This is a genomic window from Paenibacillus sp. MAHUQ-45 (assembly GCF_058133325.1).
In genome coordinates this window covers 317,564-333,044 of the sequence record NZ_JBYUPV010000001.1, presented here as the reverse complement: position 1 = coordinate 333,044, position 15,481 = coordinate 317,564, and the positions used below count along the sequence as shown (strand labels likewise).

At 49.3% G+C, this 15,481-nt stretch carries 13 protein-coding genes; 4 read left to right on the top strand and 9 right to left on the bottom strand.

Annotated elements, in window-relative coordinates; genetic code table 11:
* Positions 1 to 16: 16 nt before the first annotated feature.
* A complete protein-coding gene (locus tag AC3Y23_RS01440; RefSeq protein WP_379194876.1) occupies positions 17 to 2,197 on the bottom strand; it encodes a RelA/SpoT family protein in 2,181 nt (726 codons plus the stop codon).
* Between the two features lie 363 nt (positions 2,198 to 2,560).
* On the opposite strand from AC3Y23_RS01440, the gene uraA reads away from it, so the two are divergent.
* Complete coding sequence (gene uraA / locus AC3Y23_RS01435) at positions 2,561 to 3,865, top strand: uracil permease (RefSeq protein ID WP_379194874.1); 1,305 nt, start codon at positions 2,561 to 2,563, stop codon at positions 3,863 to 3,865.
* Between the two features lie 96 nt (positions 3,866 to 3,961).
* On the opposite strand, the gene AC3Y23_RS01430 is transcribed toward uraA, so the two are convergent.
* The 6 genes from AC3Y23_RS01430 to AC3Y23_RS01405 all read right to left on the bottom strand — a co-directional run bounded on the left by AC3Y23_RS01430 (position 3,962) and on the right by AC3Y23_RS01405 (position 10,863).
* Positions 3,962 to 4,480: an adenine phosphoribosyltransferase gene (locus tag AC3Y23_RS01430; protein WP_379194872.1), complete on the bottom strand. Its 519-nt coding sequence runs from the start codon at positions 4,478 to 4,480 to the stop codon at positions 3,962 to 3,964.
* Positions 4,481 to 4,724: 244 nt separating this feature from the next.
* Positions 4,725 to 7,127, bottom strand: coding sequence for a single-stranded-DNA-specific exonuclease RecJ (gene recJ / locus AC3Y23_RS01425; protein WP_379194870.1), 2,403 nt, complete (start codon positions 7,125 to 7,127; stop codon positions 4,725 to 4,727).
* 31 nt (positions 7,128 to 7,158) lie between these two features.
* Positions 7,159 to 8,127, bottom strand: a complete 969-nt coding sequence (locus tag AC3Y23_RS01420) for a cation diffusion facilitator family transporter (RefSeq protein WP_379194868.1) — start codon at positions 8,125 to 8,127, stop codon at positions 7,159 to 7,161.
* 124 nt (positions 8,128 to 8,251) lie between these two features.
* Positions 8,252 to 9,148, bottom strand: a complete 897-nt coding sequence (gene secF, locus AC3Y23_RS01415) for a protein translocase subunit SecF (protein ID WP_379194866.1) — start codon at positions 9,146 to 9,148, stop codon at positions 8,252 to 8,254.
* Positions 9,138 to 10,388 carry a protein translocase subunit SecD gene (secD, locus tag AC3Y23_RS01410; protein ID WP_379194864.1) on the bottom strand — a complete coding sequence of 417 codons (1,251 nt, stop codon included), beginning with the start codon at positions 10,386 to 10,388 and terminating at the stop codon, positions 9,138 to 9,140. Before secD ends, secF begins: the two co-directional genes overlap by 11 nt.
* Before the next feature lie 223 nt (positions 10,389 to 10,611).
* Entirely contained in the window at positions 10,612 to 10,863 is a 252-nt protein-coding gene (locus tag AC3Y23_RS01405; RefSeq protein ID WP_379194862.1) for a post-transcriptional regulator, read from the bottom strand.
* A gap of 216 nt (positions 10,864 to 11,079) precedes the next feature.
* Here AC3Y23_RS01405 and spoVB point away from each other — a divergent pair, with 216 nt between their 5' ends.
* On the top strand, positions 11,080 to 12,744 hold the full coding sequence (spoVB, locus tag AC3Y23_RS01400) for a stage V sporulation protein B (protein WP_379194860.1): 1,665 nt from the start codon (positions 11,080 to 11,082) through the stop codon (positions 12,742 to 12,744).
* A 7-nt stretch (positions 12,745 to 12,751) separates the two neighbouring features.
* Here the strand turns inward: spoVB and AC3Y23_RS01395 are convergent, their stop codons facing one another.
* Positions 12,752 to 13,519 carry a YetF domain-containing protein gene (locus AC3Y23_RS01395; RefSeq protein WP_379194858.1) on the bottom strand — a complete coding sequence of 256 codons (768 nt, stop codon included), beginning with the start codon at positions 13,517 to 13,519 and terminating at the stop codon, positions 12,752 to 12,754.
* 219 nt (positions 13,520 to 13,738) lie between these two features.
* Between AC3Y23_RS01395 and AC3Y23_RS01390 the strand changes: the two genes are divergently transcribed.
* Entirely contained in the window at positions 13,739 to 14,131 is a 393-nt protein-coding gene (locus AC3Y23_RS01390; protein WP_379194856.1) for a TIGR04086 family membrane protein, read from the top strand.
* Positions 14,132 to 14,227: 96 nt separating this feature from the next.
* Positions 14,228 to 15,067 (top strand): phosphatase PAP2 family protein, encoded by an 840-nt coding sequence (locus AC3Y23_RS01385; protein WP_379194854.1) that lies wholly within the window; start codon positions 14,228 to 14,230, stop codon positions 15,065 to 15,067.
* Between the two features lie 83 nt (positions 15,068 to 15,150).
* Here the strand turns inward: AC3Y23_RS01385 and yajC are convergent, their stop codons facing one another.
* Complete coding sequence (gene yajC / locus AC3Y23_RS01380; RefSeq protein ID WP_379194852.1) at positions 15,151 to 15,465, bottom strand: preprotein translocase subunit YajC; 315 nt, start codon at positions 15,463 to 15,465, stop codon at positions 15,151 to 15,153.
* Positions 15,466 to 15,481 lie beyond the last annotated feature (16 nt).

Below are 15,481 nucleotides of genomic sequence, written 5' to 3'. Positions count from 1 at the left end.
CTTTCAGCTCCTTGCCTTATTGCATGATCCGATGGACCGTATAGACATCCTTGACACGCTTGACCCGATCCACTACCGATTGCAAATGCTCGGTATTGCGGATCAGAACTGTCATATGAACCATGGCCATCTTGTTCTTGTCGGATCGTCCGGTCACGGCCGAAATGTTGGTCTTACTCTCCGCGACTGCCTGCAGCACTTCATTGAGTAGCCCGTTACGATCATGGCCTGTAATCTCAATATCAACGCTATAGTTGGCCTCTACGGTGCCTTCCCACTCTACCTCGATTACCCGTGCCGCTTCTTCGCCCTCACCATCTCCCGGAATATTGGAACAGTCCTGGCGGTGAACAGATACCCCACGACCGCGGGTCACATACCCCACAATGTCATCCCCTGGCACGGGATTACAACATCGGGCAAAACGCACTAGCAGGTTATCAATACCTTTGACGCGCACACCGTTCGTCGGTTGATTTCGTTTCTCGCCGGAGGATTTGATCGCCTTCATCTCGGAGGTCAGCTCCAGATGATTAGCAGCATCTTCCTGCTCCTTCCGCAGCTTCTCGGTCAGCTTGGAAGCGATCTGTGCGGCCGTAATGCCGCCGAAGCCTACGGCAGAGAGCATATCTTCAATATCATTAAAGGCGAATTTCTTCGCTGCCTCTAGCAGCTTGTCATCGGAGATCCATTCGGAGACTTCAACGTTCAGGCGCTTAAGCTCACGTTCAATCGCTTCGCGGCCCTTCTCGACATTCTCTTCACGTTTTTCCTTCTTGAACCACTGCTTGATCTTGCTCCGGGCATGGGAGGACTGAGCAATCTTCAGCCAGTCACGACTCGGTCCATACGAATGCTTGGAGGTCAGAATCTCCACGATGTCCCCGGTCTTCAGCTTATGGTCAAGCGGTACAATTCTTCCGTTTACCTTGGCACCGATGGTTCGGTTACCGACCTCCGTATGAATGCGGAAGGCAAAATCAAGTGGTACTGAGCCGGCAGGCAGTTCAATAACCTCGCCTTTTGGAGTAAACACGAAGACGAGGTCTGAGAAAAAGTCCATTTTCAGTGATTCGACGAACTCTTCCGCATCCTTGGCCTCATGTTGAAGCTCAAGAATCTCCCGAAAGAATGGCATTCGGTTCTCAGGATTGACGTTGTTGCCGGTGCCTTCCTTGTACGCCCAGTGCGCCGCGATCCCGAATTCTGCGGTACGGTGCATCTCCCAGGTGCGGATTTGAACCTCTGTAGGTTCCCCTCCTGGTCCAACCACGGTGGTGTGAAGCGACTGGTACATATTCGCTTTGGGCATAGCAATATAATCCTTGAAACGGCCAGGCATCGGCTTCCAAAGGGTATGAATAATGCCCAGTGTGGCATAACAGTCTTTGATATTATCGACAATGATACGAATGGCCAGCAGATCATAGATCTCGTTGAACTGCTTGTTCTTCGTGCTCATTTTATTATACACGCTGTAGATATGCTTCGGACGCCCGGACAGGTCGCCTTCAATGCCCATCTCATCCAGCTTGGCCTGAATGCGGCCGATGACGCTCTCGATAAACTGCTCGCGCTCCGCCCGCTTCTTATGCATCAAATTGGCAATACGGTAATATTGCTGAGGGTTCAAATACCGGAGGGCAATATCCTCCATCTCCCATTTGATTGCCGAAATACCCAATCTATCCGCAATGGGACAGAAGATCTCCAGTGTCTCGTAAGAAATCCTGCGCTGGCTTTCTTCCGACTGGTATTTCAGTGTCCGCATATTGTGCAGACGGTCCGCCAGCTTGATGACAATGACCCTGATATCCTGCGCCATTGCAATGAACATCTTGCGGTAATTCTCGTTCTGCTGCTCTTCCTTGGAGCGGAAGCGGATGCGTTCCAGCTTGGTCAGACCATCAACAAGCATGGCGCAGGTGTCGCCAAATTTCGCGCGGATCTGTTCGAGGGACACTGTCGTATCTTCCACAACATCATGCAGAAGTGCAGCAATAATGGAGATTACATCCATTTGCATATTGACGACAATATCTGCGACGGCAAGCGGATGCAGGATATACGGCTCCCCCGATTTGCGGACCTGCCCATGATGGGCCTGATCGGCAAATTCATATGCTTCCGTGATGCGGAGCAGATCTTTTTCTTTTATATATGCGCCAGCTTTGTCAATTAATCGCTCAATGCCCATTCTCGTCGTATCCGTTTCCTTTCTATAAGAAAAACTCCTGCCAGGAGTCTCTCGATGATGTAGTCAATAAAATAAACAAACCTGCAAAAATATGCGTCGTCTGCAGGTTTCTAAGGTTGGTATTCCGCTTTCTGTGAACTTCCGCTTACAGTTGAAAGTTGTCTATAATTATGACGCTTGCGAGGGATTACGTCAACACTTGCCATCTCGTGGTATTAGTGTCAGTGGAAGTCACACATAATAGACAAATTGATGTCACTTGTAAAATTGTTGTTGTAAAAATGTCAAGTTCTATTTAATCTAGTAAAGGCAGTTTGCCACGGAGTGACTTTATATTATGAAAAGAAAGAGGAGTGACCACCATTGCAACGCGAAATTCAAGTTAACGAAAGACTTCCCTGGGGGCCGGGCTTCCTTCTGAGTCTTCAGCATTTGTTCGCCATGTTCGGCAGCACAGTGCTGGTGCCCAACCTGTTCGGGGTAGACCCCGGTATGATTCTGCTGATGAACGGTATCGGCACACTCTTGTACATTTTAATCTGCCGCGGTAAAATCCCTGCTTATCTTGGCTCCAGCTTCGCTTTTATTTCACCTGTTCTGGCCGTGCTGGGACAACACCAGGATGATCATCAACGTGGATATTCGCTTGCACTTGGCGCATTTATCGTCACCGGCGTGATCTTCATCCTTGTCGCGCTGATTATCCGTTTTGCCGGAACCGGCTGGATTGACGTAGTCTTCCCTCCAGCTGTCATGGGTGCGATCGTGGCCACCATTGGACTTGAACTCGTTCCGGTAGCGGCGCGTATGGCAGGACTGATCGGTCCTGAAGGCGCAACGGATTGGACACCAGACACCAGTGCTATTACTCTCTCCATGGTAACCCTCGGCGTTACTGTGATTGGAGCCGTTCTCTTCCGCGGTTTCCCAAAAATCATTCATATTCTGATCGGGATCGTGACAGGTTACGGTTTGGCATATTGGATGGGCAAGGTAGATACAGCAGCTATTAGCAACGCTCATTTCTTTGCCAGACCAACCATTACTACACCTTCTTTTGACTGGGACGTTATTCTAACCATTATCCCTGTGTCCCTCGTCGTTATTGTTGAGCATATCGGACACTTGCTGGTTACAAGCAATATTGTCGGCAAAGACCTTGCCAAGGACCCTGGGCTCGATCGCTCACTGTTCGGGAACGGGATATCTACCATTATCTCCGGTTTTGTCGGTTCCACTCCTAATACTACCTATGGTGAAAATATCGGGGTTATGGCTTTGACCAAAGTCTACAGCGTATTTGTAATTGGTGGTGCCGCCATCATTGCAATTCTGCTCTCGTTCTCCGGTACCTTCTCATCTGTTATTGCCAATATCCCGCTTCCAGTAATGGGTGGCGTATCCCTGTTGCTGTTCGGTGTTATTGCAGCATCGGGTCTACGTATCTTCGTAGAGCAAAAGGTTGATTTCTCCAAAGCAACCAACATGATTCTGGCAACGCTCGTTCTTGTCGTAGGTATCAGTGGTACAACCCTTACTATCGGTGGTGTTCAACTGAAGGGAATGGCGCTGGCAACCATCGTCGGTATGGTTCTCTCCTTGTTGTTCAAACTCATTGAAGTGCTGGGATTGAGTAATGAGAAAGAAAATGAAAAATCTGCTCACTAATCACTCGGGTAAAATCATTTTAAAAAAGCGGACTGCTGTCATCTATCGACAGCAGTCCGCTTTTTATTTCCCGGGAAACGCTATTTCGTTTATCTCTTAGTCCTCGTAGTTCAGCAAGGAGATAACTTCGATATCAGTCAGCTTGTTGCGTCCGGCCAGTTCAACTAGCTCGATCAGGAACGCGGCCCCAACGACTTTACCTCCAAGTTGTTCGATCAGGTTAACCGAAGTAGCAATCGTACCGCCGGTTGCCAGCAGGTCATCAGCGATCAGAACATTTTGTCCTGGCTTGATGGCATCCGTGTGTATAGCCAGCTTATCCTTACCGTATTCCAGGTCATATCCAACCTCAATAGTCTCGTAAGGAAGTTTGCCGCTCTTGCGGATTGGCACAAAGCCTACGCCAAGCGCATACGCCAGTGGTGCACCCACAACGAAGCCACGAGCTTCAGGTCCGGCGATGATATCAATTTTCAGGTGGGCAACCAGGGCTTTCAGTTCATCGATCGCCTGGCGGTAAGCCTCACCGTTGTTAAGCAGTGTTGTAATATCCTTAAAGCTGATTCCCGGTTGTGGGAAATCCGGAATCACGCGAATAATTTCTTTGAAGTTCAAGATTATCATCTCCTAAAAATTTTGTGAGCATAGCCTGCATTGATTTAACGTCGAACAAAATCGCTTCGAAAGCATAGGCTTTTTGTGAGCTTATACTTCGGTGCAATACTTCGAACAAAATTACCTCGGAAGCATACGCTTAGTTTTGTGTAGCATAAGCTGCATTGATTTACTTCGACAAAACTAGCTTCGGAAGCATACGCTTTTTGTGAGCATATACTGCATTGGTCTACCTTCTATAATCTCAGGACACACCTTGCCGGCGGGATTGCATAAAGTCCTGCACCTCTGACAAACTGCCGTCCATGAAATATTGTTCCATCTCTGCTACCTGTCCCAACCGGATAAAATGCTGCGAAGTTGTTAGACTCTTGGCGGCAGGCTGTGTGACAAAAGTAATTAGCCCTTGATGGCGTTCGATAAAATCAAGCTCCTCGAACACATCCAGCATCATACTCAACATACGTACGCTTAACGGAGTCTGACGACTCAGACGCAGCAGCACCTCATGCTCTGGGGTTGCCGCAGCAGCGATGGAAGCAATCAGCTTATATAAGGCCTTAAAATGATCGCGGGTTGGAACCAGCAAACGTTCACGTCCCTCTCGGATCGAGTGGAGCAATGCCACATTATCGATGAGTGGAAAAGCTTGAAGTACCGCGTCCAACTGTTCCGGTGACTCCGGCAGATCCAGCAGACAGAGCACAAAAACACGCGCCTCTTCCAGCTTATTCTGCTCATCGTCAAGTGCAGAGATTCCACCATCCTCATTGTATACCCAAAGGGCCAGCCCTTTCAGCTCATCCGGCAAGAAAGACCGCTCCTTGCGGGACACGGCTACAGCCCGATACGGAGCCGTTCCCGCATAGGGCGTCAGACGTTCGCTGATCTCACGCGCTTGCCGAGTCACATCTGTGGCTCCGCGGAGATCGAACAGTTGAGTCTCGTGAACCTCCAGATCTTGTAGCATCAGTTGCGGTTTGCGAGAGCCGTTCCACTCATTCACAGACAATTCGGCTAACACATCCACTTTAGTACCACCGGGAAGCAGTGCCCCGAGTGCACCTTTACCAAAAGCAACCGCCTCAATAATATGCTTGCCCTGCTGGAAAACAATTTTGAGATGCTTGCCTTCGGCGCCCATGGTGCGCGTCTCTTTGACGACAGCACCGCGTAGAATAAACTTCGGCAGCGGGTTGCTCATGCCGAAGGGCGCTAACCGTTCCAACTCATCCGCCGCTTGAAGCGACAGATCGGCAATCGTTGCTTCGCCATCCGCTGATGTCACCGGCACAAAATGCTCTGGTGTGAGCACACCTGAAGCATATTCATTCAGTGCATCAGCAAAGGCACCAAGGCCATCGCGATGAAGGCTCATGCCAGCTGCCGAAGGATGACCGCCGAAATGATCCATTAAGCTAGCACAGGAAGATAGGGCTGCATAGATATCAAAGCCCGGAATCGAACGAGCCGAACCCTTACACATTCCCGTTTCGGGATGAATGTCCAAGATGATTACCGGCCGGAAGTAGCGTTCAAGCAACTTGGAGGCGACAATACCTACCACACCTACATTCCAGCCCTCAGATGCCAAAACAATAACATCCGGAAGCCCTTCAACTTCGATTCTTTCCTCCAGTTTGAGTGTAGCTTCAATCACGATTCTCTCTACAACCAGCTGGCGCTCCTTGTTCAGCAAGTCCAACTCATCCGCCAGCTCACGCGCTTCTTCTGCATGCTCTGTGGTCAACAGAGAGACAGCCCGGCCAGCGTGATCAAGCCGGCCGCTAGCGTTAATACGCGGTGCCATGCCAAAAGCAATATTAACCGCGCTTACCGTATTCATCGCGACCCCACTAACCTCAAGCAATGCCCGAATGCCAGGGAAACGGGAATTGCGCATAGAGAGAATACCCCTGCGAACAATCTCCCGATTCTCCCCTAGCAAAGGCATAAGATCGGCCACAGTACCTATGGCAGCGATTTCGGTCCACGCCTCCGGTGTATCTCCACCCAACAGCGCCTGTGCCAGCTTAAGAGCAACACCTACACCAGCCAAGCCTTTGAAAGGATAGGGACAATCCGGCAGTTTCGGATTAATCAGCGCATAGGCCTCTGGCAGAAGCGTCGGCGGTTCATGATGGTCCGTCACGATAACATCAATGCCCAGTTCCTTGGCATAAGCAATCTGGTGATAAGCACTGATGCCGGTATCTACGGTAATAATCAGGGTAACTCCCTGCTGCAGCGCCCAATCCAGGGCATGATTATGTAAACCATAGCCTTCGTTTGAACGGTGCGGGATATAAATGTCATAGGAAGCACCCAGATAACGCAGCAGATGAATCATTAGCGCTGTGCTGGACACGCCATCGGCATCATAATCACCGTAGACCAGAATATGTTCTTTTTCTTCCAATGCCTTTCTAATTCTCGGAACTGCTTCAGCCATCCCCCTTAGCAAAAAAGGGTCATGCTGCTCCTGTCCGCCGCCATCCATGAATACCAGCGCCTCTTCAGGCGTTGTTTTGCCTCTGGTAACGAGCAGTGATGACAAAAGCGGAGAAATAGAAAGGCTCCGGGCCAGTTCCCGTACTGCATCGGGATCGGCTGCCGGAGAATGCCATCTTGTTTTAGAATGAAGCACTGATAACTCACCTTTCTCTTACCTTGGCTAACTATTGAAGCAAGGTGGGCAGATCATCATCCACCAGTTCATGATTACTCTTGTAAGGATAACCCGGATCATACGGCACGACATCCATACGTACCTCGCCCACGTGAACAAAACGTTGCAGCAATAGCTTTCTGGCACATTCCGCAATCTCCTGGGCTTCCAAAACTGTAATGCGCGGGTTCACGCTGATCTTGACCTCCAGATTCACATAAGGCCCCTGCTCCATCGCCTTCAGATGCTCCACACGGATTACCCCATGCACTCGCTGCACGGTATCGAGAAAGCTGGCTACATCTTCTGAGGGTAACTCCTGAGTGTTCTTTACGTAGACCGAACTGGCAATCAGACTATAGCCCTTGCGCAAAATCAGGAGTCCCGTCAGCAGCGCAGCAATGGGGTCCATATACAGCAGCGGATGCCAGCCGGAGTAGCTTCCAGCCATCGCAAGTGTAATCCCGATCAGTACAGTGATTGAAGTATACAGACTGAAACGGTGGCTGTCCGCATAAGCAGCATGGCTGCCATCGCCCAGCCTCTTGAAGTGACGATATTGATATTGGAACACGATTTCTTTCACCAGAATTGATAATAAAACCGTTACAAGTGCGAGATACCCGGGTGTAGTTAAATGCCCATAAGTCAGATCACGAATGGAGGAAAAAACAACCTGCATCCCGCCCATCAAAATGAGCACCGAGCAGGATATAGCCAAGATTGGCTCCTTGCTTCCCTGCCGGACACCGACACTTGATCTGGAGGAAGCTTTGCTGTTCTTTTTCTGTCCAGAGCGCCACGGAAGAGCATCTGCCAACTTGGCTGCGGCGTCTGCTCCTGAATATAAAGCATCCCCCATTAATGCTTTGCTGCCTGAAATGTAACCCACGCTTCCCTTTGCTATGGCCAAAACTACATCGCTGACAATCCCGGTCCAGGCGACCGTCTCATCCTGCGTTGCTTGTTTATCATTCATGCGAGGCCCTCCTTGCTGCTGCATATCATCTCATGATGCATAAAAAGCGCGTGGCGTGCAGCTCCGAAGATTTCGAAAGCCGCGTCGCCTTTGACGCGGCTTTCTTTACAGTCAGGTTTTAGCTTTAAGCCGTTTTGTTGGCCACTTTCGGCTTCTGACGCTTCTTGAGAAGCAGCCAGAGCGGGCTCGCAATAAAGATGGAGGAGTAAGCTCCGAAAAGCAACCCGACAACCATGGCAAGCGAGAACATCTTAATGGATTCTCCGCCCATAATCAGCAGGAAGAATGCCGCTACAAATACCGTAAATGCCGTATACAGGGAACGCATGAGCGTTTGAGTCACACTCTTGTTCACAAGAGCTTTCATATCCTCATAAGTTTTCTGCTTGCCAAAGCGCAGATTCTCACGGATACGGTCAAAGATTACAATCGTATCATTGATGGAATAACCGATGATTGTAAGCACCGCGACAATAAAGGTCAAATCCACTTCCAGACGGAAGATGGAGAAGACTGCAACAACCATGAACGCGTCATGCAGCAGCGAGACAATCGCAGCCAAGGCAAAACGCCATTCAAAGCGGATACTTACATAAATGATAATCCCGAGACAGGAAATAAGTACGGCATAAATAGCGTTGCGCGCCAATTCTTTCGCCATTTCCGTATCTACGGTGTTGATTTCGAAGGAAGCCTTGTCATCCAGCTTGGTAATTCCAGCCTTCAACGCTTCACTTTGATCCTCAGTCAGCTCTTTATCATAACGGATATTGACCCGTTCCTGACCTATAGAGATGCTCGGTTCATGAGTGACACCCAGGTCCTTGATTGCCGCTTCAACTTGTTCTTGCGTAAGATTCTTGGACAGGGAGATATCCACATTGGAACCTGCCTTGAAATCAACACTGTAATTCAAACCAAAAGTTGCCAGAAAGATCAAGCCGGCTACAGTCAGCGCAATGGAGAAAATATAGAAATATTTACTTAAATGTACGAAATCAAACTCTCTCTTAAAGTGCACGGATTTCACTCTCCTTAACCCCAAATTGCTTTGGTTTACTCAGTTTACCAGCTTTGACAAGCAGGTTGAGTAACCAGCGGGAGAAGTAAAGATTCGTGGCAATACTGAGCACGATTTCCACAATCAGAACCAGTGCAAAACCTTTAACCGCACCAGTACCGTATGCGAACATTACAGCCGCAACGATAATAGTGGTGATATTGGCGTCCATTACAGTACGGAATGAAGACTTACTACCCGCCTTCACGGCAGACATAATGCTTTTCCCGTTGTAAATTTCTTCTCTAATCCGTTCGTTGGTAATGATGTTCGCATCAACCGCCATCCCTATACCGAGAATAAACGCGGCGATACCCGGTAGCGTAAGGGTAAAGTCAGCCCAAACGAAGACAAGAATCAGAAGCCATGTATGAAGGATCAGCGCGAAGCTGGCCAGAAGACCTGGCAAGCGGTACATGCCGATCATGAAAATAAGAATTATCAGGGAACCGACAAGACCGGCTTTGATCGTTTGATCAAGAGACTGTTTACCCAGTGTGGCGCCTACGCTTTGGGAGTATTTCTCCGTCAGCTTCAGCGGAAGAGCACCAAGGTTAATCGTATCAGCCAATTCACGCGCGCCTTGAAGCGTATAATTGCCGGAGATTGAAGCACTACCGTCCGTCAATTCTGCTCTGACCTGCGGATCTGACAATAAGTTCTCGTCCAGGTAGATGGCAAGGTTCTTGCCCAAGAGCCGCTTGGTAATTTCTGCGAACTTAGCCTTGTCCTTCACTTTAATGCTGATGACCGGCTGGTTCAGTTGATCACGACCAACCTCTGCAGCACCTTCTACGAAGTCACTGCCCACCAGTTCAATCTTGCTGTAAGTACCGGCAGGATCGCCCTCAGCAGCACTGCGGAAAGTCAAAACTGCAGGTTCTTTCATCTTCTTGCGGACTTCGGCCTCATTGGTCACACCCGCAATTTTCAAACGAATACGGTCCGTCCCTTCCGTGGTAACCTCTGGCTCACTAGTTCCGAGCGCATTGGCCCGCTTCTCCAGACTCTCTGCAGTTTTTTGCAGCGAAGCCCGAGTCAGTGCTCCTCCGGTCTCCATCGGTTCGGCGTGATACAAGATCTCGAAGCCGCCCTTCAGATCAAGACCCAGACGGACCTTGTCCAACAGACCAGGGGTAGTGAATACCATGACGCCTGTTAAAACGAGCACGGTAACGATAAAGCTCATAAGTCTCTTCATGCTCTTGCTAGTTCCCCTTTCATAACTCAATATTCCTATTATAGCCACGCGCCAAATGACCGTCAATTCATGTAAGAATGGACAAGGCTATATTCACACAAAGAAACGGCGGGCTCTTCCCATTTGGCAAGCCATCCGTTTTTCAGTAGGAACTGTGAAATTGAATCCCTTCATCACTTTACCGCTTTGTGAAGTTGTTTGCAAAGAAAAATGTCTCCCTGCATCAAATCAATCCCCGGTACGCGGCAATAGTCAAATAATTCATGTAACTATTGGCTTTTAAGGAATATATATCATTGACCAGCTTATAAAGCGGCGGCTGTCCTTCCTTTGCGTAATTACGGCTGACACACTCCCAGATATCCTTGCCAGTAACATATTCGTAGCCAAGGAGCCGGAATTCCTCCGCTTTGCTGCAGCACATGGCTTCGATTTCCTCACTAAGCTCGTCATAACTCCATTGCCCCGATTCCACGTGTTGACACCTCCAGGTCGCTCGTATACGCATGTTCACCCTATTTATTCGACCTTCTCCCCTGCCTTTCCTTCTTCCTTCAAAAAGTTATGTTAGCACAATGCTTGTCATGTCGGTATAGGGGTTCAGCATATCCATAGAACAAGCCCGCTTAAGTGCAAGCCTTCAGCGCATGCTCATTGACCTAACAGTTGGGTACAAGCAAATCATCAAAGGATGAGTCGCCACCAGCGTCCCATTCATGTCGGGAAGAAGGAATGTTCTGTGAAGAAACCAAGCTCCTTAAACAAACAAAGCTTTATACAAGGTACATTAATTCTGCTGGTCGCAGGATTGATCAACCGCATGCTCGGCTTCATTCCCCGAATTGTTCTTCCACGCGTGATCGGGGCTGAGGGGGTGGGCCTGTACCAGCTCGGCTATCCGTTCTTTATTCTGCTTGTTACCGTAATTACGGGAGGGCTGCCGCTGGCGGTAGCCAAGATGGTGGCCGAGGCAGAAGGCAAGAACCGTCCAGAGAGATCAAAGCAGATTTTGCGTACAGCACTTGCGCTTAGTCTGGCGCTTGGCATCTTTTTCACAATCGTTGCCTTGGCCAGCGCTTCATGGGTTGCCAACGTTCTGCTGACAGACAACCGGGTCTTCTATACATTCATTGCCATGATTCCCATGCTGTGTATCATTGCTGTATCTGCAGTCTACCGCGGCTACTTTCAGGGCAGGCAGAATATGATTCCTTCCGCGCTCTCCTCCGTGCTGGAATCCGTGATCCGGATTTTTGCTATGCTCTGGTTCTCCTGGCTGCTGCTGCCTAAGGGAATCGCTTTTGCAGCGGCAGGAGCTATGATCGGGGTCACTGTCGGCGAAATTGCGGGTATGCTCGCTCTGCTATGGCAATATTACTTCATTGTCAGAAAAGACAGGCCTGAACATGGACCGCAGTTGGAAGATCACTCTTCGGACGCTACTGTCCCTCAGACTGCACCTTCAGCAGCACAGGTCAACGATTCCTTGTTGAAACGACTGCTTGGCATTTCCATTCCGGTGACAGCCGGTCGGCTGGTGGGCTCCTTCTCCTATTTGCTGGAATCGATTATCACTGCCCGCAGCCTTGCTCTTGCCGGGATTGCCACAGCCGTTGCTACTGCACAATATGGCGCACTGCAAGGTATGGTCATTCCGCTCCTCCTGCTGCCAGGAGCACTGACTTCATCCCTGGCGGTATCGCTCGTTCCTTCCTTGTCGGAAGCCGCCTCCCGCAGGGATTTGTCCATGATCCATAAACGGATGCATCAGGCGCTAAGGCTTGCCCTGGTTACAGGGGCCCCGTTTGCTGTTCTTATGTACATCCTGGCCGTTCCGCTCTGCAGCCTGCTGTATGGAAATGCGGATACCGCCCCCATGCTGCGCTTAATCGCACCGTTCGCTGTATTCCTGTATGTACAGGCACCGCTTCAGGCAGCACTTCAGGCCATGGACCGGCCAGGGAGAGCGCTCGTGAACACCCTGATCGGAGCTGTGGTCAAAATCCTGTTGATTCTGCTTCTGGCCTCACAACCACAGTACGGGATCTATGGCGCTATTATCGCAATTATTGCCAATAGCATTCTTGTAACACTGCTACATGGGTACAGTGTCGTCTCGCTCATTTCTTTGTCCCTGCGCATTAGGGATTTGTTCAAAATTACAGCAGCTATGATTATTATGGGCGCTGGCGCCCAGTTCGCGTATACCGCCATTCCGATTGCCGGAGCACAGTGGATTCAGTTTATTTTTGCCGCTACGGTTGGCCTCTTGATCTACCTGGTCATCTGCCTGTTATCGGGACTCGTCTCGGTCCGTGATATGGATCGTCTCCCCTTTATCAAGCGCTGGCGCTAAAGAATCTCTAGTGATACAGAGGGGAGACATAGATTTTTCCCTGATGGTCCACCGAGCACAGGAAGACATCGCGGAAGTCCGATACTCCCTTTTGGCGAATCTGCTGTCTCAGCCAAAATCTGGTTTTCCCGATCATCTCCAGATTCTCATCCTGTACTTTTCCATCCATAATTAGCGGAATCGGAAGTCCTTCATACCTGATTTTATCCTTGGGAAGCTTCACAGTCTTGGAGCTGTTAGCGCTTCCGGTTGACTTGTCACCGGCGTTACTGTTCTCCTCCTCCGAGCTGTTGGTTGATTGAGCCGATGAGGAGCCGCTCTTGTTCTTCTCAATAATTGTAAGCTGACCACTGGCCTCCAGAATGGCGAACTCTACATCGGCAGGATTATCAATATTCTGGCCACGCAATTGCAGCAGCAAGTCATCAATGTTGTATCTCTGTTTGCGCATCTCGCCACGGTGTAATTTGCCATCGGAAATCAGAATGCTCGGCTTACCATCCATAAACATACGTAGTTTGCGGCTTTTCAGGCCAAGCTGGGCCACCAGCACCTGAATCAGGACAAGTGTGGCCATGGGAACAATCCCTTCGTACACCGGCCTTTTAATATCATCTATAACAAACACCGCAATCTCGGCAATCATGATCGAAATGGTCAAATCAAACACCGACAGCTTTCCGATCTCTCTTTTTCCCATGATCCGCAAGCACAGAAAAATGAAGAAATACATCAGCACGGTCATGAGGATGTGGTATGTGATCTGCTGGAACATATTGCTTCTCTCCTTCCGCGTTTACCCGCAGTGAGTTCTCCGCAGGCCATTAATGTATACCCTATTCTGACCGCAGGGGTCAGGGAACATTCGGAAGCTGGCATATTAATTAATGGTAAAAGTAGCGACCGTCTCATTCTTGTACTAATGGGGCAAGCCTCCCCATACAATGAGTAGTAGCTTGTATTGTCATAATAAAAATGCTTAGGAGGTTGTACCATGCATGTAATCCGGCGCCTGTTCTCATGGAGAATAGCCAATCCTGTATTATCTGGCTTGAGCCGATCATTCCTTTGGATGCTGCTGGGCGCGTTTGTGCTTTCGCTTCTGCTCTGGGGTAGCGGGTTGGAGGAAAAAGACCTCTCCCTCTACACTTACATTGTACATGCCGTAGCCATCGCCTTCGGTGGGCTCACTGCAGGCCGCAGAGCCAGCAGCAAGGGCTGGTATCAAGGAAGCCTGACGGGTCTTTTCTACGGTATTATTGTGCTGATCATCGGCTTCTTAGCGCTAGACAGTGCGCCTTCAGGCTCGGACTTGCTCTGGACTTTGGCAGCTGCAGGGATTGGCGCGCTGGGCGGAATGTTTGGGGTTAATTTACAAAAAGCATAAATTCAAGGATTTCTAAAAAAATCGGAACCGCTCCCCTTAAAATATGTTAAACTGTGTTCACTGACTTCAAAAGGGATCAAGGAGGCTTCGATTGCTTTGCTTTACCAATCCATGGATCATATCGTGTTATACACTGTTGTTCTTGTTATTGCACTTGTCTGGATCGGCTCACGCCGCAACCCGTTTACTGCATTAATCGAGATCGGAAGAGAACTGATAAGCTCTTATAAGTTTTTGTTACTTTTTGTAGGCTTGTTCGGGGTGCTGGCCCTCAATAAATACGAGCTGCAGATTGAAAAAAAGCTGAATATCACCTCGGACTTCACTCCGTCTATTTTCGGATTGGAGGGACACTTTGTCCAAAGTCTGCAGCATTTGTTCTATAGTCCTTGGCTGACACCGATCATCGTCTTTTTCTACATCTTCATGTTGCAGGCGGTGTTGGCGGCTTCTCTGGGCGTATACCTGCTCGACAATAACCGTATTATGCTCTACGCTACCTGCTACGCTATTATTATTAATTATGCCGTTGCCATTCCGTTCTATCTGTTCTTCCCAGTGAATGAGGTGTGGTCATATGCTCCGGCAGGCGTTAGATTTGTCATGCTGGATGTATTCCCTAGATTTGAACAGGAGTACAGACCGCTTTCAGGGCTTGATAACTGCTTCCCGAGTCTGCATACCTCTATCTCTGTTACAATGGCTCTGTTAGCCTACCGTTCAGGCAACCGCCGCTGGATGGCAATCACCACCCTGTCCGCAGTTGTCATTGTATTCGGAATCTTCTATCTAGGTATTCATTGGCTAACGGATATGCTCGGCGGTACCGTACTTGCGATATTATCCGCCACAGTCGGTGTTCAACTGGCTAAGCTAACGCTGCGAAGCAGTTCACAAGGACTTACTTTCCGCAGCCGCGCCAACCCTATGCGTTGATCATTAAACAAGTTCATATGAGAATGAAAAAAAGCGGCAGTTCCTCTCTAACGAGAAGAACTGCCGCTTTTATATGAATCTTTCTACTCTTTCGTATCCGTATCGGTCACAACCGCATGACTAACGGAACCACGGTCAAATGTGAGCTTAGTCACATCATTAACCTTGAGGACCGCGATGTCGTCGGAGATTTCTACAATCGTTCCGTGAAGACCACCGATTGTAACAACCTTATCCCCTTTTTTCAGCGCTTTCAGCATCGTATTGCGAGCTTTGGTTTTCTTCTGCTGAGGACGGATCAGAAGGAAATAGAAGACTACGAACATCAGTACAAAAGGTCCTACCAGACCCAGGATGCTGCCCCCGGCTTGGCCTGTACCTCCCGCTAACTCAAACATAATTCTCCCCCCTTTC